At 49.5% G+C, this 17324-nt stretch carries 10 protein-coding genes and 2 rRNA genes; 6 read left to right on the forward strand and 6 right to left on the reverse strand.

Annotated elements, in window-relative coordinates; all coding sequences use genetic code 11:
• Positions 1-52: 52 nt before the first annotated feature.
• The gene (locus KDW_RS20795; RefSeq protein WP_151757875.1) at positions 53-742 is read right to left on the reverse strand and encodes a hypothetical protein; all 690 of its coding nucleotides are present in this window, start codon (positions 740-742) and stop codon (positions 53-55) included.
• A 157-nt stretch (positions 743-899) separates the two neighbouring features.
• Entirely contained in the window at positions 900-2651 is a 1752-nt protein-coding gene (locus tag KDW_RS20800) for an ArnT family glycosyltransferase (RefSeq protein WP_151757876.1), read from the reverse strand.
• Between the two features lie 543 nt (positions 2652-3194).
• Here KDW_RS20800 and KDW_RS20805 point away from each other — a divergent pair.
• Entirely contained in the window at positions 3195-3410 is a 216-nt protein-coding gene (locus tag KDW_RS20805) for a hypothetical protein (protein WP_151757877.1), read from the forward strand.
• 362 nt (positions 3411-3772) lie between these two features.
• Positions 3773-5269 (forward strand): helix-turn-helix domain-containing protein, encoded by a 1497-nt coding sequence (locus tag KDW_RS20810; RefSeq protein WP_151757878.1) that lies wholly within the window; start codon positions 3773-3775, stop codon positions 5267-5269.
• On the opposite strand, the gene KDW_RS20815 is transcribed toward KDW_RS20810, so the two are convergent.
• Positions 5266-5763 carry a hypothetical protein gene (locus KDW_RS20815; RefSeq protein WP_151757879.1) on the reverse strand — a complete coding sequence of 166 codons (498 nt, stop codon included), beginning with the start codon at positions 5761-5763 and terminating at the stop codon, positions 5266-5268. The genes KDW_RS20810 and KDW_RS20815 overlap by 4 nt on opposite strands.
• A gap of 327 nt (positions 5764-6090) precedes the next feature.
• Positions 6091-7005 carry a glycosyltransferase family 2 protein gene (locus KDW_RS20820; protein WP_151757880.1) on the reverse strand — a complete coding sequence of 305 codons (915 nt, stop codon included), beginning with the start codon at positions 7003-7005 and terminating at the stop codon, positions 6091-6093.
• Positions 7006-7295: 290 nt separating this feature from the next.
• On the opposite strand from KDW_RS20820, the gene KDW_RS20825 reads away from it, so the two are divergent.
• Entirely contained in the window at positions 7296-7688 is a 393-nt protein-coding gene (locus KDW_RS20825; protein ID WP_151757881.1) for a response regulator, read from the forward strand.
• A gap of 67 nt (positions 7689-7755) precedes the next feature.
• On the opposite strand, the gene KDW_RS34095 is transcribed toward KDW_RS20825, so the two are convergent.
• Both KDW_RS34095 and KDW_RS20835 read right to left on the reverse strand, forming a co-directional pair.
• Positions 7756-8757 (reverse strand): alpha/beta hydrolase family protein, encoded by a 1002-nt coding sequence (locus KDW_RS34095; protein ID WP_151757882.1) that lies wholly within the window; start codon positions 8755-8757, stop codon positions 7756-7758.
• A 146-nt stretch (positions 8758-8903) separates the two neighbouring features.
• A complete protein-coding gene (locus KDW_RS20835) occupies positions 8904-9728 on the reverse strand; it encodes a TolB family protein (protein ID WP_151757883.1) in 825 nt (274 codons plus the stop codon).
• A 513-nt stretch (positions 9729-10241) separates the two neighbouring features.
• Here KDW_RS20835 and thiO point away from each other — a divergent pair.
• From thiO to KDW_RS20850, 3 genes are all read left to right on the forward strand, one after another.
• Positions 10242-11891 carry a glycine oxidase ThiO gene (gene thiO, locus KDW_RS20840; protein ID WP_162005458.1) on the forward strand — a complete coding sequence of 550 codons (1650 nt, stop codon included), beginning with the start codon at positions 10242-10244 and terminating at the stop codon, positions 11889-11891.
• Positions 11892-12543: 652 nt separating this feature from the next.
• Positions 12544-14022, forward strand: a 16S ribosomal RNA gene (locus KDW_RS20845).
• A gap of 305 nt (positions 14023-14327) precedes the next feature.
• Positions 14328-17287 (forward strand): 23S ribosomal RNA (locus KDW_RS20850).
• Together the 16S and 23S rRNA genes form the textbook arrangement of a ribosomal RNA operon.
• Positions 17288-17324 lie beyond the last annotated feature (37 nt).

The following is a 17324-nucleotide window of genomic DNA, read 5'->3' on the forward strand; positions in this document are numbered from 1 at the left end:
GGGTCGGTTTGTATTTATGGTGAGCGATATCAGATGCGCCCCGTGCCGTGGTTTAGCTGTGTGGATGGTGGACGTCACCTGTGTAAGGATGATGCTGTACATCATTCGTCGGTTGGTGATGCTGAACGTGATCAGGGTGAGGATGCTGAACGTGACCGGCTTGCGGATAATATGCATCATTCGTCTGTGGATAACCAGGCTGTTGATAAGGCTCATTGTTTGTCTGAGGACGGTACATATTATCAGGCTGCGATTGCTGCAAGTTACTTGCCTGTGGCGAATATATATTACCGCCCTGATGAGCAGAGAAATGTTTCACGCTCATGCTTGCTCCCACGAGAGAGACAAGGATACCAATCCCGTAGAGCCAGAAGCCGGTGGAATAAAAAGAAGCAGTTGAACCGAATATACTTTGCTCCTGGGATTGGGATATGTAAGTAAAGAGTATGATCAAGAGCGTAATGGCACTGATTGGAATGACAAGCAACAAACACAATCTGGCTTTAAGGGGAGCAAGAATAGCACCGGCGGCCAGGGCCAGAATAAGGAAACCCACCAGAGCCTCTAGCCATAATGCCGGTTTAGCAGAAGAAGATCCAAGGAGTCCGCCTGCAACTTGTGGCGCAGTATAAGTCCCTAAAAAGCCAAGCGAGATATATGGGACAGCAAAAAAAGCTAGAAGAGCAACGGCAGCACCAATGATAACAGTAATGATTTCAACACGTGCTGTTTTTAAGTTCATGGGTGTTTTTCGATCCTTCCATGATAATAAATCTCTAACAGGAACGATATTTGTTTATACAGTATATATTATCATGTCGGGCTGAATACTTCTATAGTATCTCTAATAAGTTAAGTAAGAATAATGTTCTTTGACTTATTAGAGATGCACATTTCGCTCATGTTTTTGGTTCGGCTCGGTACATGACATAGCCATCTAGATCATGTCGTACGAAATATGGCCCTATTTTATGGTTTGTTGCCTTTGCCAGCGCTTCTATGGTGGGGAGACAGTTATAGACATCTCTGGTGGTCAGGCTAAGGTCTTTTGCGCACATCAGAGGAGGTCTTTTGGATGTATCTACCGCTTTTTGATAGCTCTTGATACGATTATGTCTGTTACTTAGTTTATCGTCAATGACGGCACAGATAATTGGATGTTGCGTATTCATGGTGGCAACGATCAGGTTATAACATGTCCAGTAATCTGTATAGAGATAGGACACATGGAGCGCGGTCAATTGTTCAATCAGGTGTTGCCGACGACTACTGGCTGCCCGGGCTCCAGGAACTTCCGTAAAAGCTATGTATGTGCCAGCAATCAAGCTTATGGTGATAGCTGCAAGGATGATACGGCTCCCATACAATCGTGTCCTGGCCCAGGAGAGTTCAGGGCGCAGGCGTCGGGCGGCATACCATAGAGGGGCCAGAATAACTGGTGTAATCGCGACCAGACTGACAATATAGCGTGCGTGATAGCCTGGCTGATTGATTGGACCCGAACTGTTGATATACACGATAATTGCCAGTAGTGCGGCACCAGACATGCACAGTCTTGTGATGAAAATCACGCGTAGTTTATGCTGTTCGCTCACCGTGCTTTCCGTTTTATTCCTGCCAAGTTGTTTGAGTGCCAGGATCGTAATGGTTATGGAGGTAATCATCAAGAGCAGGTAGCCGATACTCCAACTGGATTGGATGATGCCACAACTCAAAGAGCGACGCGTATTATCGCCCATAAAAGGATACTCGATGACCGGACAAAAAGGAGAACTGGTGGCGGTCGGCAGACTTACCTGAAATGTTTCAACAATCTTATGCCAGAGACTTAATTGCTCAGGGGGCGCATTCATTGGTGTACTTGCAGCCATCCCAAACAAAATACCCAGTGGATTTTTTCCCTCAGGAATATTGGTTGTCGCCGCATAGATAATGGTTGGCAATAGACCAATGGCACCTCCCAGCAAACCTGCAAACCATCCACCCCAGATCAAAATATCCCGCCAGCAGTTGATCAGTAACAGCAGGGTTGCCATCGCATAAAGAGGGAGTCCGACCATATCACTCCAGAGGCCAAGCCCCACCACAATCCCAAAACAGGCATATCCCAGCATGCGCAACAGTTTACTGCGCACGCTGGCCTGACGATCATATGAGAGTGAGAGCAGCATTGCAATGAGAAACGCGAGCGAACCAAACAATAATGTCTCCGTGGAACCGCCAGTAGCCAGTGTCTGACGACTCAGATAAGGGATGGAACCGATACTCATCATGGCGAGTGTGAACAATGCCATTCCCTTTGAATAGATAATGCTGGTGAGCCGATACATCACAAAAAAGAAAAGTCCGATCAGTACAATTACCCCGAGTCTCAATGCCACAATAGATGGACCGCCAGTGAGATGATAAAAAAGAGCACCCAGATAGCCTTCCAGGATACCCATATAATGTTGACCATAAAACATCAGGGGAAATTTTCCATGGTACGCAATATCATCGGCAATAATAGCCATGATGCCTTCATCGCTATTGGTCGGAGGCCATTGTAATAGCACAAGGACCGTACGTATACCTACCGCAAATGCGATCAACACGGCTGCCATCAGGCCATAGGATTTGAATTCTCTCTGTTTAACAGCACCACCTGGCAATTGTGCCTCCCCTGATCCATATCTCTATGAACACAACTAAAAATATTTATTCATCATTATTATACGTAGCATGAATCTCAAACAGCCAAAAAACAAGCTATGCTAAATAGACGCACAATCCCTGAATTATCTTTCCCCACTTTTTTATAGCTCTGAACCTGCGGACTAATTGGAGGTCTTAGCTGCGTTATATAGAAGGATATTAGTTTAGAGAATTGGCTTGTACGTTGTATAAGATATCAGTGAAAACCATCATGAATGCCGCTTACTTGCGGCTCTTGCAAGCACCGCTGCTCAGCACCTGTATGCTGATCCTTTATGTGTAACGGTGGCAGCTTATCAGACGCTTTTGCTTACACGATTGAATGGCATATCAATAAGCCTATTCTGCCAGGTGCTATATCAGATGTAGGGTTTTTGATCAAGCCAGCAAACACATTGAGTTGTTGCTAACGAGTACACAAAATAAACCCCGATCGACAATGATCACAAAAGACATAATCGGTGGGCTGGAGCCTTATTTCCAGCAAAGGATGGTAGCCAATGAAACTTTTCCATACATGCCAGAATGAAAAAGCATCAGATGAAGTATATGAAGGTAAAAATGAAGATTACCAGGCGAATCTGGAAGCGGATATTATGCACATTCATCGACACCGTGGTAATGTCGATATTCGTCAGTTGCATCCTGAAATGACCGAGCAGGAGGCAGTTGATTATCTCTCCAACTTGATTAACAACCATATGCGCCGCGATTAGGTGGTATCCCTGGCGGACAATCACAACGCCTGGCGGATTTTGACCTGAAAGGAAAATCAACCGGGCATTGTCGCATGCGATTGAATAGTAATCGTGAATACCGCTGTATTGTTAGAGGATAAAGTGGTGCATTGTAGTTGAGATCACCTGCGTCTTATACCAATCTTGTATTTCACTTTGTAAGACATTGCATGAAGAATTTTATATAAATTTTATGTGTTTTGGGATGGACAGGGTATACAAAATGTGCTAAGCTGAGAATGATTTCAACTTCCATTTATAGAATATTGCTATCTGATAACTTTGTAAAAAAACATAAGTACCTATAAAATGTTGCGTGTAGAAGAAATGGAAGCGCCGCAATGAAGATGCATAGTCTGGCACAAGAAGAGATTTTTGAAACTCTCCCTTTTATAAACACAGCTCATACGCTGGTTCCACAACGTGCTTCTGTAACCACTGAGAAGAAGCAACCAGACTTGCATGAGGTACTTTTTCAGCTTGTTAATACGATTACCTTACCCCTACGTTTGCCAGAAATGCTCCATCTTTTAACAGAAATGGTTGTGCAGTCATTACATGTCGATCTCTGTCTGATTATGCTCCAGGGGCAAGCCAATGACATGCTGCGGCCATGTGCAAGCCATCCTGATATCCTTAATAGTGATACTCAGTTACAAAATCTCCACATTAGTCCTGCATTGTGGGAACATCTGCGTACATTTACATTGCAAGGACAACTACCAATGCTGACGACAAAGGAAATATCCCTGCTAAATCCTTTGCACGAAAATGCATATCAGACCTTTATCAGTATTCCTTTATGCGTAGGGAATGAATGCCTGGGTTTACTGAATTGTTACGCTCAAAGAGAACTCTATTACGATCGCGATGAGCAGCTTCTTCTGAATACTATTGCCAACCAGACCGCCTTAGCAATCAAACATCGGCGCTATGTTGAAGAAGATATGATTAGCCAGAATAACCTGATCAGCTCATTTGTAGAAGATCTGCTAGCTGGTAAGGCCGAAGCAGAAACCATCCTGCAAAGGCATGCCTATATCTTAGGATTTGATCTGGCGAAATCCCATGTGGTGGCATTAGTTGAATTGTCAGAGGCCACAGAAGCGCTTGACGATAGCAACGCGGCAACCGCCCATCGACAGGACAGAGCGCTACGCCATGCTACTGCGCTCACACGCATCAAGCAGAGTCTACAAACCCTCTATCCAGGTGTCTTAATAGATGAGCGGGAGACCGGGCTTGTCTGTTTGTTACCATGTGATAGTGATCTTACTATCGAGTATTTAGATAAGCAGTTGGAGCCATTGCTTAAAAATAGTCGACAAGAAAGCCATGTTTCTATCTCAATAGGTATTGGCACATGTTGTCAGGCAATCCATGATTATCCCCGTAGCTATGCTGAAGCCAGCGAAGCTTTACAGATCGGCTCCTGTTTCAAGACCGACCTTCATTGCACCCACTTTACCGAACTAGGTGCCTATCGCTATCTCTATCCATTTACCCAGACGCATACCCTGAGTGACCAGTATCAAGAGTGTATACTCGCCTTAGCCAGACACGATCTGCGCAAAAAAACAAATCTGCTAGACACACTAGAGATCTATCTGGAATGTGGCGGAAATATTGCTAAAACCGCCTGTACTTTAGATGTGCACCGTAATACGCTACTCCAACGTATTGGTCGGATTCAGAAGCTTTGTCCATTGGATATAGACCACATGCCATCCAGGCTACCGCTCCTGATGGCACTAAAAGTCTATCGCCTGCGCGCCCATCAACTACACAGCGACGAAATCACTGAGACGAATAGTTCCCATCTAATGGATCACGGTTAAACCTCTGGATGTTTATGCCGGGGCAATTGCATCAAGATATAGCCAGTCTCTAGAATTGAAGAAATCTCAATACCAAAGGAGCGAGTCTTCAAGCGTGCCCTGGAGAGGACATTGCGGACCGGACGCATCTCTTGATCCCACACACCAGCTTCCTGGGCCTCCTGTAAGCGTTTGCGGCTCCGGGCAACAGCGGTATCATTTACACGACCACTATTGAAACTCGCCAGCAAGACTTCGTAAGGACAATAATAGGGATATGCATCGAGAAGAGGGAGGAGTACACAAATTTCACTCGTGGTAAACTGCTGTTCCATGAGCATATGTGGACGATCATCCTTACAAACAAGATGCGAAAGCGTACCAAGTGTGGTATTAAGGGCAAGGGTATGGCCTGAAGGTAGTAAGCCTTGCAAAGAAAAATGTAAGACTTCCTCACTGTTTTCCTGCAAAAAACTAACAGGTGTTTTCACCTTCCGCAGGGAAACTTTTTGCATAGTGGCGCTCCTTGTCTGGTTAACGCAATAGCTGTGGATGGATTAAAATACACGCTAAGAGAACCTTATTTTCCTTTTGCCATCGTCTGGCATTGGAACGATCACAAGCGTTACTAAAAAATAAGCTTACCGCATATTGAACGTGACCTGATAAGGATTTTCTCCTAAAAAATCTGGCATTTGTAGATCCACAAAATACTTTATATGATAAACATACACGGAATATATATAAAAATCAATGCTTTATCAGAGATGTTTTGCTGGAGCCACTCAAGAGTAAGAAAGGCTCAAAGATAGGAATAATTTGTTTTTCTTTTAATGGCTTTTTTACTTGGTCGTTTCAACACGCCGCCAGATATCTTGATGAGAGCGATGCTTTAAATGGAGCTCTACCCAGACACAGAGCCAGAGATGAATACGAGCCATAAACAGGCACCAGGTCCACCATTGTTCATGGCTGGATTGAGCATAGGCCAGGGATGAGCGAAAACCATTCACTGCCTCACGTTTTAACGAACGCATCTGTTCGGGTGGACGCACATAGTTTTTATCCCCGGGAGAGAGTGGCTGAGGAGTCTGCGCCGCCCCGGCGCTGCTACGCACTTTTTGTAATAACCAGTCCCGATACGTGGTTGGATAGCGTACCGCCACGCGCGCCCCGGGGGCATAGGCGATGGTATAACCCTGTTGCCAGATCAATTGTGAAATGTAGGCATCATCCGCCAGACTCTCCACTGGAAGCGGCTTCAGGAGCGTGCTGAGGGTCGCATATAAATAGCCTGAACAATCAAGGTAGCGCTGTTGCTGTGCGTAGCGTGAACGAATATAATGGGCACCTGCATCGGTAAGCAAATGTGACCAATAATCCAGCATTGAAGTGCGTGTGTTGGCTGAAACAGGGCGGCCCGTAACCGCGCCGCACAGAGGATTGGCAAAGGGGGTCAGCAGTTCTGCAATCGTCTCCTCCTGAACCACAACATCACCATCGGTAAAGACACAGATACGCCCTTTGATTTGCGTCAAGGCCAGATTGAGTGCCGCAGGTTTTCCTTCGCCCCGGTCAACCAGATGCTGTACCTGAGGGTAGCATTCAGTAAAAATGCGTACAACCCTGGCCGTTTCTTGATCCGGACATACCACCAGAATCTCATATTCCTCGGGCCAATCCTGTTCTATTAATGCTTTAATAGCAACCCCAACAGTCCTTGGTTCTTTGTAAGCGGTGATGATACAACTAATCATGATTCCCCCAGACGATGTGGCATAGCTAGAACAGAGATAGGCGAATAACTAAATACGCGCTTTACTCTACTTGAGTCTTTTGACACGGTCAAGGCAATAGGACTTCCTTCCGCTCACGCATCTTTTTAGGACGTTGGTCATATCTATGCTTGAAATGTATTTACGTAGAATCACTCTGTGTGTTACGATAAGCATATTCTATATCAGTGTTTTTCAAGCTTTTCGAGTTATATAAGCGGATTGACTCTAGTGTATTCCTGTATTTTTACTAAGGGGGGGGAATTACAACAATGAACATTGGAGTTCTGGATGATAACCCTGCCATTCTTGCCTTTTTATCAACTACGTTAAAGCTGGATGGGCATACCGTTACTACGCATAGCAGTGGCTTAGCTATACTAGAAGCTATCTTTCCACCTACCGCATCTCCTCAACAGGCACAGCCCTATGATCTGGTCGTCTTAGATCTCCTCCTTCCAGGCACAATGACAGGAGCTGACGTTTTTTTCGCGATCCGGAAAGAATTCGCGTCCTGGCAACTACCTGTCATTATCATTACCGCAGTCAGCGGACCCACCCTGGAGCAGTTTCGCTATATCCTGCCCGATGACGTGCCCCTGCTACGCAAGCCGTTTGCACCACGTGCACTGCGGCATTTAATTAGCGAGCTTACCACTAAATAAACTGGCAGAACTTCGTCGATATCACAAACGTGGCACATACATTACTGATGAGATATACACTTATAGTTCAGGACAGGAAGCGATTGAACCAGTTAAGCGTTCTCTGCATATAATCGAGCGTATGTTTTCTTTCCGTGAGCCCATGTCCTTCACGAGGGTACGTAATCAGTTCTACTGGTATGCCCTGTTCCAGCAAGGCGCGATAGAAAGCCCAGGCTTGATTGACCGGGACACAGAGATCTTTTTCCCCATGGACAATCAGGGTTGGCGTGGTGGCCTGGCTGGCATAGGTAAGCGGTGAATGATCGCGATAGATCGCGATATCGGTAAGTGGGTTGGCTGGCTCGTTGACTGTACCCAGAAAGCGCATGTCCCAATCCTGGATATTGGTCTGGGCATGAAAACTATGGAAGTCACTGATACCGGCCCCCATAATCGCCGCTTTGAAACGGTTCGTTTGCGTTACCGCCCAGGCCGTCATAAAGCCACCATAGCTCCAACCCATGATACCAACGCGCTCACCATCGACCAGTTTGCGTTCAACCAGATAGTCAACCCCTTTGAGGACATCCTGTAAATCCTTGCCACCCATATCTCCAATGACGGCATCCGCAAAGGCGACACCACGGCCTATACTACCGCGAATATTAGGACATAAAACCGCATATCCGGCCGCAGCCAGAGTCTGAGTGCGATAGAAGTCCCAATCATCCTGCCAGGCTCCCGAGGGACCGCCATGAACGTTAACAATCAGCGGAGGTGGAGAAGCAGTCGCTGATTTTTTCGGCCAGGTAATCAGAGCCTCAATATTCCAGCCATCAACACTTTCATAGCGGATACGCTCAGTGGAGGCCAGGGACAGCGTTTCTTCTGCCAGGGGATTGAGGTGGGTACAGCGGTGCCAGGTAATTGTTGCAGGCTGATTGTCCTGGTTGGTGAGCTCTCCTAACCAGACATCATAAGGATGCTGCTCAGAGTGTGTGACAGCAATCTGGCTTAGATCGGAAGTTGCGGAAAAATGTGCCCAGCCGCGATCACCCAGTAGGAAGTTATCGGAGAGCGTTGTCATATTTCCCGTTGGCTCATCCAGCAACGCAATACGTGTGCTGAGGCCATGCCAGCCAGCACATAAGATCTGTTGATTATCAGGACTCCACTGCAGCCAGGAAGGGCTCCACTCAATCCTGGGTGTTACATTGCGGGTTTGTCCATCCGTCAGTGAGTGTATATAGATATCGCTACCGCCGCGATCGGGATCGCTCCACTCACCTGAAACATACGCCAGTCGTGTTCCATCTGGCGCCCAGGCAAGCGCGAACGCCTGACGCGTAAGTTGACTGATCTGATGAATCGCCCCCCATGAGCCGCCACCAATCCAATCTGACCACGATACCAATCTGTTTCCTCCGGACCGGTCGTATAATAGACCGCAAAGCGGCTACTATCGGGCGACCAGGTATAATGCCAGACCGTCAGTCCATTGGGAGTAACGGGTTCAGCAATATCATAATCCCGTCGCACTGTCCAGAGACGTGTATGGCGTCCTATGCCATAATATTGAACCTGTGGATCCTGGAGTGGAGGTTCACCTTCTACAGAGCAAAACGCAATTCGCTTGCCATCTGGTGACCATGAGACATTGCTAATACCATTTGGTAAAGTACAGATTAGATGTTCATCGCCAGTTTGTACGTCTTTCACAAAGAGTTGAAAATGACTACCGCCCTTTTCTCCCTCAAGCTTGGATGCGAAGGCAATCGTGTGACCATCTGGCGACCAGGCCGCGACACCATCCTGTCGTATGCCTCTGGTGAATGGTTCCGGTTCATTACTGCTGGCATCCGTAATCCACAGACGCTTACGATATTTCTCCTCACCAGGTAGCCATTCACCAACCTGAAACGCAATTTTTTTGCCATCAGGAGATATCCTGGCATTAGAGGCTGTGCGCACACTAAAAACTGTCTCAGGTGTAATGGCCTGTGTTTGAAGTGATGTATGCATACCAGATTGAGCGTGATTGCGGGAAAATATACTCAAGTTTCTACTCTTTTCTAGCCCTCGGATAATTCAACTTACGCCGGCCAGGGCTTGTGAAACTACGCAAAAAGGGTTACCAGATATAGCAGGCCTTTCCATAGATAGTGTCCATATCCTCTAGTATATCTTTTTCTGGCGCGCATTGTGGATTTTTAGTGGCAGTTGTGAAAATATTTTATAGTTTTTTGATCTTTCCCTGACAAATTCCACATAACTATACCCTATACTAGAGTTAATACTGCAGAGGAATTTGATAATACCAATAAGGGTAGATTACAGATTGGTGAATAGCTGTATGATACTCTGCTCTCTGCCAGAGTATGGCATCCGTATAGCAGAACCTGCATGAATTTTTCCTTATTGGTATATTGTATTCTCTTGTTCTGTAAACCTGACTCTCTGCCATCCCTGCAGTATTCCTCTTTTCTCCTCGCATTTCTACCTTGCTAAGTGCATTCTTTCTACGCTATAATGGTACGCAACTTATAGTGTATGATTTTTGAGAATTGGAAGATGATGCTCAGTACACAAACCACGGATGTGCTTATTATTGGTGGTGGGGTCATTGGCTGCTCCTGTGCTTATTTTTTAAGTAAAGCAGGCATGAATGTGACGATCCTGGAGCAAGGTGAGTTGGGTGGACAGGCCTCAGGAGCTGCGGCAGGATTGCTGGCTCCGCTTGGTCCTATTCCCGCGCCGGGAACATTCGCTGATCTCATCCTCGCTAGCTTTCGTCAATTTCCAGCATTTGTAGCAGAGCTTGAAGCGAGCAGTGGGATCGATGTGGGCTATGAGCGGACGGGCGCTTTACGTGTGGTACGGAGCGGTAAACGCCTCACTCGCCTCAAACAACGTTTTGAGCTATGGCAATCGTTGGGAGTACGTGTGGAGTGGATGGAGGGTACCGAGGCTTTAAAACGAGAGCCTCTCCTGGCTTCTGATGTATGTGGAGCAGTATATTCGCCTGAAGAGTCGCAGGTCAACGCAGTACAACTTGTACGAGCGCTGGCATTATCTGCTCAGCAAGCAGGTGCGCATATTTATCCACATGCTGCCGTGAATGAGATTATGTATAGCGGGACAAACGTCACGGGTGTACGGACAACAGCGGGAGATCTCTATGCCTGTAAGCAACTCATTGTTACTGCTGGTGCCTGGTCTGCCAGGTTACTCCATCCCCTCAATGATATTCTGCTCCCTCTGCGTCCTATCGTTGGTCAAATGCTGGCCTTATCCCAGCCGGAACCAGCGTTACAGCATATTATCTTTGGCGACACAAAGTATCTGCTTCCAAGAAAGAGGGAAGTGTTGGTAGGTGCCACTAAAGAAGATAACGGTTTTGCGATCCAGGTCACTCCGCAAGGTATTGATAAGCTCCATACCACAGCCCTGCGCCTTATGCCATCGCTATCCTCTCAATCTATCATTCGCAGCTGGGCTGGCGTACGTCCGGGCACACCGGATAAACGCCCGATTATCGGACCAATCCCGGGTTGGGAAAATCTGCTCGTGGCAACTGGACATAATAGTTCGGGCATTATCTTAAGTCCCATAACTGGCCAGGGCATTACAGAGTATGTGACCACCGGCCATCTGCCTGATGTTCTGCAAACATTTGGGTACGAGCGCTTTAATACGCCTGAGTTTCTTTCGCCATCGACACCGCGCCCTCAATTACTCATGCCAGACCTTCAGTTGATTCGCCTCGACCACGCGCCCGCCCTGCTTGCGTTCGAGCTGGAGAATCGAGCCTACTTTGCGGCGTCGGTTCCCGATCGTGGGGATGAGTTTTTCGCCGAGTTCGACACGCGGTATGCGCAATTGCTTAAGTATCAGGCTGCCGGAACGGATTTCCTCCATGTACTGGTGGCCGAGCGCGGCGAGGTGGTGGGACGGGTGAACTTGATCGAAGTGGCAGACGGGTCGGCAGAGCTAGGGTACCGGATCGCGCAGAAGGCCGCCGGGCAGGGACTGGCCACAGCGGCGGTGCGCAAGGTGTGTGAGCTAGCCGCTACAGAGTACGGACTCACCAGGCTGCGCGCGAGGGTCAAGCGGGACAATCCGGCCTCGCGCAAGGTGCTTGAACACAACGGATTTGTCGCCGTCGGTGAGCTAACGCTCAACGGCAAGCCAGCCATGTCCTACATCTGCGAACTCCGGTGACGCTCGGAGGCGAGCTCTGAACCTACGATGACGTACTTTTGGGTTGGTGGTGGAAAATGCTTGACAGGATCGTGAGGCTATGGCATAATCATCGAGCTGCAGAAAGACGACAATCACCAGGCTCGACGAGCCGGGGTGCTCCTGTCCCTTCGCATCCGTTGTGCCACGCTAAGGTGGCTCTCCCCGAGATCGCTGATCTCCTGCGTCTTCCCAATGAAGTATTGAGAAAAGGAAGGCTGTGCCCTTTTTCGCAGGATAGTGCATGTCTTCTGACTCTGACGAGTCAGAAACACGAGATTTCGGCGGACCTGAAAAAGTGGTCCGGAAAACGCTTGACAAAACACAACAGATCTGCGATACTACAGCTACACGAGACAAGCAAACGAAAAAGACACAGACGCTTGTTGAATGACGAAACACACGTTTCGTCTGGTACCTTGACAACTGAAGAGTGGAAAGCAGAACAGTAACTGGAACAACATGAATCGTTTCTAGTTTCCTGTCAATTCGATCCCGGACTCTTAGGGGTTCGGTGATCACAACAATAATCTGCGAACAATGACAGCCAATGTTGTAAGACTTGGCCTTGATCGCAATTCACATGCAATTGACATATACTTGTTTGAGTATATGTTTGTATAAACGCAACAATTGGATGGCGAGTTTGATCCTGGCTCAGGATAAACGCTGGCGGCGTGCCTAACACATGCAAGTCGAACGCTCTGCGCAAGCAGGGAGTGGCGGACGGGTGAGTAACACGTGGGCAATCTACCATCAGGTGAGGAATACCGGCGAGAAATCGCCGACAATACCGCATAGGCTCGCAAGAGCAAAGCTCGCAAGGGCGCCTGAGGATGAGCCTGCGCTCGATTAGTTAGTTGGTGAGGTAATGGCTTACCAAGACGACGATCGATAGCTGGTCTGAGAGGACGATCAGCCACACTGGGATTGAGAACGGCCCAGACTCCTACGGGGGGCAGCAGTGAGGAATTTTCGTCAATGGGGGCAACCCTGAACGAGCAACGCCGCGTGCAGGATGAAGGTTTTCGGATCGTAAACTGCTTTTCTCTGGGACGAGAACGGACGGTACCAGAGGAATCAGCCCCGGCTAACTACGTGCCAGCAGCCGCGGTAATACGTAGGGGGCAAGCGTTGTCCGGATTTATTGGGCGTAAAGCGCACGCAGGCGGTCAGATCAGTCTGGAGTGACAGTCGTTGGCTCAACCAACGAAGTACTTCGGATACTGTCTGACTTGAGGGCTTCAGAGGGACACGGAATTCCGGGTGGAGTGGTGAAATGCGTAGATATCCGGAGGAACACCGATGGCGAAGGCAGTGTCCTGGGAAGCATCTGACGCTCAGGTGCGAAAGCTAGGGGAGCGAACAGGATTAGATACCCTGGTAGTCCTAGCCGTAAACGATGACCACTAGACGTTGGGGGTATCGACCCCCTCAGTGTCGCAGTTAACACAAGAAGTGGTCCGCCTGGGGAGTACGGTCGCAAGATTAAAACTCAAAGGAATTGACGGGGACCCGCACAAGCAGCGGAGCGTGTGGTTTAATTCGATGCAACGCGAAGAACCTTACCAAGGCTTGACATGGATTTGCACCAGCCGTAACTGGCTGTCCCTTCGGGGCGGATCCACAGGTGCTGCATGGCTGTCGTCAGCTCGTGTCGTGAGATGTTGGGTTAAGTCCCGCAACGAGCGCAACCCCTGTCGTTAGTTGAATTTCTCTAGCGAAACTGCCATTTTAAAATGGAGGAAGGCGGGGATGACGTCAAGTCAGCACGGCCCTTACGCTTTGGGCGACACACACGCTACAATGGTCAGGACAAAGAGTCGCGAACCCGCGAGGGGGAGCCAATCTCGTCAAACCTGGCCTCAGTTCAGATTGGAGGCTGCAACCCGCCTCCATGAAGTTGGAGTTGCTAGTAACCGTAGGTCAGCACACTACGGTGAATACGTTCCCGGGTCTTGTACACACCGCCCGTCACACCACGAAAGTTGGCAACACTTGAAGCCGCTGGGCTAACTCGCAAGAGAGGCAAGCGTCGAGGGTGGGGTCAGTGATTGGGGTGAAGTCGTAACAAGGTAGCCGTACCGGAAGGTGCGGCTGGATCACCTCCTTTCTAGGGAGCTTGGATATCCGTCAGGAGATTTTCTGACACATATGATATCCCACTTCCAGGTCGAACAGGACAAGAATGTATTTGTGCCAGCCGTTGGACTGGTTTCCACTCTCCAGATGTTGGGGTGAACAGACACACGCTCCGGTGTGTGGCCTGCCAGCATCGCACCTTGACAACTGAATACTGTTTATCTTCAATTTTGCTGAGCGATTTATGTCAGCCAGAGTTGAAGCAGAGGATCGCAATTTTTTGCGAAAAAAATCAAGAGATCAAGCATTCACAGACACACATGATGAAGAATCAGAGAACAAGCTACACAGAGTACGAGGTGGATGCCTTGGCGCTAAAGACCGAAGAAGGACGCGGAGACCGGCGAAACGTTCGGGGGAGCTGCATGCAAGCGATGAACCCCGAGATTCCGAATGAGGCAACTCCTCCAGAGTGATGTCTGGAGACCGCCTGCTGAACACATAGGCAGTGACGGGGGCAGCGGGTGAACTGAAACATCTCAGTAACTCGACGAAAAGAAATCAACCGAGATTCCCGTAGTAGTGGCGAGCGAACCGGGAGGAGCCCAAACCGATGATCTTTCGAGATGATCGGGGTTGTAGGACCGACAACAAACAATGACGAACTACTTGAATGCGTTGGAAAGCGCAACCAGAGCGGGTGACAGTCCCGTAGAGGACGGTTTGTTAACGTGGGTCGGTATCCTGAGTACCACGAGGCACGTGAAACCTTGTGGGAAGCTGGGGGACCACCCTCCAAGGCTACACATCTTTAGCGACCGATAGCGAACAAGTACCGTGAGGGAAAGGTGAAAAGCACCCCGAGAGGGGGATGAAAGAGACCCTGAAACCACGTACTCACCAGCAGTCAGAGGCCACTGTTCCGTTGCGGAACTAAGGGCTGATGGCGTGCCTTTTGTAGAATGATCCGGCGAGTGCATCGTCGTAGCCTGGTTAACCAGTGGTAAAGCTGGGGAGCCCCAGGGCAACCGAGTCTGAACAAGGCGAGCGGTTGCGGCGATGCGACCCGAAACCGTGTGAGCTATCCATGAGCAGAGTGAAGCGGATGTGACAGTCCGTCGAGGCTCGAACCCACCAGTGTTGCAAAACTGGGGGATGACTTGTGGATAGGGGAGAAATTCCAATCGAACACGGAGATAGCTGGTTCTCCCCGAAATGTATTGAGGTACAGCTGTATGAAACACTATCCTGGAGGTAGAGCACTGAATGAGCTAGGGGCCACGTGCTGGTTACCAAACTCAACCAAACTCCGAATGCCAGGACAGCATGCATGCAAGTGAGACGGCGGGGGCTAAGCTTCGTCGTCAAAAGGGAAACAGCCCAGACCATCGGCTAAGGTCTCCAAATTGATGCTTAGTGTAAAAGGGAGTCAGTACGCCCAAACAGCCAGGATGTTGGCTTAGAAGCAGCCATCATTTAAAGAGTGCGTAATAGCTCACTGGTCGAGTGTAGTGGCACCGACAACGTACCGAGGCTCAAGCATCATACCGAAGCCATGGAATCCTGTTTTTACAGGATTGGTAGGGGAGCGTTCTCAAGCAGAGAAGCCAGACCGTGAGGACTGGTGGAGCGAAGAGAAGTGAGAATGCCGGAATGAGTAGCGTCATGTCTGTGATAACCAGACACACCGAATGCCTGAGGGTTCCTGGGCACCGTCAATCGTCCCAGGGTGAGTCGGGTCCTAAGCCGAGGACGTTATAGTCGTAGGCGATGGCAAGCAGGTTGGACATTCCTGCACCGGAGACATTTGTTATGAGCAATGGGGGGACGCGGTAAGGAAGGTGAGCCCATCGATTGGACAGGATGGGTCTGTACGGCGAAGTGCGAAACCGAGGAAAATCCCGGTTTCCTGTGCATGACACGTGCAGCGAGCGGACGTCAGTTCGCGGAAGTCATTGGCCCCTACGCCGCCGAGAAAAGCCTCTCGCCAGAATGCTTCTCCGCCCGTACCGCAAACCGACACTGGTAGGCAGGGGGAAATCTCCCCAGGTGATCGAGCGACCCTCTGTTAAGGAACTCGGCAAATTAACCCCGTACCTTCGGAAGAAGGGGTGCCCTAGTAGCGAGGCTCTTCGGAGCGGCGTGAGGGGGTTGCAAGAAATTGGCTCAACCGACTGTTTACCAAAAACACAGGTCTCTGCGAACGCGAAAGCGGAAGTATAGGGGCTGACTCCTGCCCAGTGCCGGAAGGTTACGAGGAGCGGTGATCGTAGCTGCGAATCTAAGCCCCGGTGAACGGCGGCCGTAACTATAACGGTCCTAAGGTAGCGAAATTCCTTGTCGGGTAAGTTCCGACCCGCACGAAAGGAGTAACGAGTTGAGCGCTGTCTCGACAGAGGACTCGGCGAAATTGAAGTACCCGTGAAGATACGGGTTACCCACGACAGGACAAAAAGACCCCGTGGAGCTTTACTACACCTTGACCTGGAAACGAGTTGAAGCGTGCGTAGCATAGGTGGGAGTCGGAGAACCTATCCCTGTGGGGGTAGGGGAGACAACAGTGAAATACCACTCTCGTTGCGGTTTGTTTCTCATACGTCACCGTGAGCCGGGACGTAGACAAGATCAGGCGGGTAGTTTGACTGGGGCGGTCGCCTCCCAAAGAGTAACGGAGGCGCCCAAAGGTTCCCTCAGGGTGGATGGACATCACCCGTAAGAGTGCAAAGGCAGAAGGGAGCTTGACTGCAAGACGGACAGGTCGAGCAGGGACGAAAGTCGGGCTTAGTGATCCCACATTCCCGAGTGGAAGGAGTGTGGCTCAACGGATAAAAGCTACCCCGGGGATAACAGGCTTATCTTGCCCAAGAGTTCATATCGACGGCAAGGTTTGGCACCTCGATGTCGGCTCGTCGCATCCTGGGGCTGGAGTAGGTCCCAAGGGTTGGGCTGTTCGCCCATGAAAGCGGCACGCGAGCTGGGTTCAGAACGTCGCGAGACAGTTCGGTCTCTATCCGTCGTGGGCGTAGGAAAATTGAGGGGCGTCATCTCCAGTACGAGAGGACCGAGATGGCTCGACCGCTGGTGTGCCAGTTGGCCTGCCCGGGCCAGAGCTGGATAGCTATGTCGAGAAAGGATAAGCGCTGAAGGCATCTAAGCGCGAAGCCGCACCCAAGACGAGTTTTCCCATCACTTCGTGTGATCAAGATCCCAGGAAGACGACCTGGTAAATAGACGACACGTGGACACCTGGTAACAGGCGCAGCGAAGTCGCCCTAATGATCGTACGGCTTGTTTCACATCAGTATCTTCATCGTGGACACTCGCGTGAGTGCA

The organism is Dictyobacter vulcani (assembly GCF_008974265.1).
GTDB lineage: Bacteria > Chloroflexota > Ktedonobacteria > Ktedonobacterales > Ktedonobacteraceae > Dictyobacter > Dictyobacter vulcani.

Coding starts and splice junctions, on each gene's coding strand:
- KDW_RS20795 (WP_151757875.1), bottom strand. CDS start 742: ATGAACTTAAAAACAGCACGTGTTGAAATCATTACTGTTATCATTGGT.
- KDW_RS20805 (WP_151757877.1), top strand. CDS start 3,195: ATGAAACTTTTCCATACATGCCAGAATGAAAAAGCATCAGATGAAGTA.
- KDW_RS20810 (WP_151757878.1), top strand. CDS start 3,773: ATGAAGATGCATAGTCTGGCACAAGAAGAGATTTTTGAAACTCTCCCT.
- KDW_RS20815 (WP_151757879.1), bottom strand. CDS start 5,763: ATGCAAAAAGTTTCCCTGCGGAAGGTGAAAACACCTGTTAGTTTTTTG.
- KDW_RS20820 (WP_151757880.1), bottom strand. CDS start 7,005: ATGATTAGTTGTATCATCACCGCTTACAAAGAACCAAGGACTGTTGGG.
- KDW_RS20825 (WP_151757881.1), top strand. CDS start 7,296: ATGAACATTGGAGTTCTGGATGATAACCCTGCCATTCTTGCCTTTTTA.
- KDW_RS34095 (WP_151757882.1), bottom strand. CDS start 8,757: ATGACAACGCTCTCCGATAACTTCCTACTGGGTGATCGCGGCTGGGCA.
- thiO (WP_162005458.1), top strand. CDS start 10,242: ATGATGCTCAGTACACAAACCACGGATGTGCTTATTATTGGTGGTGGG.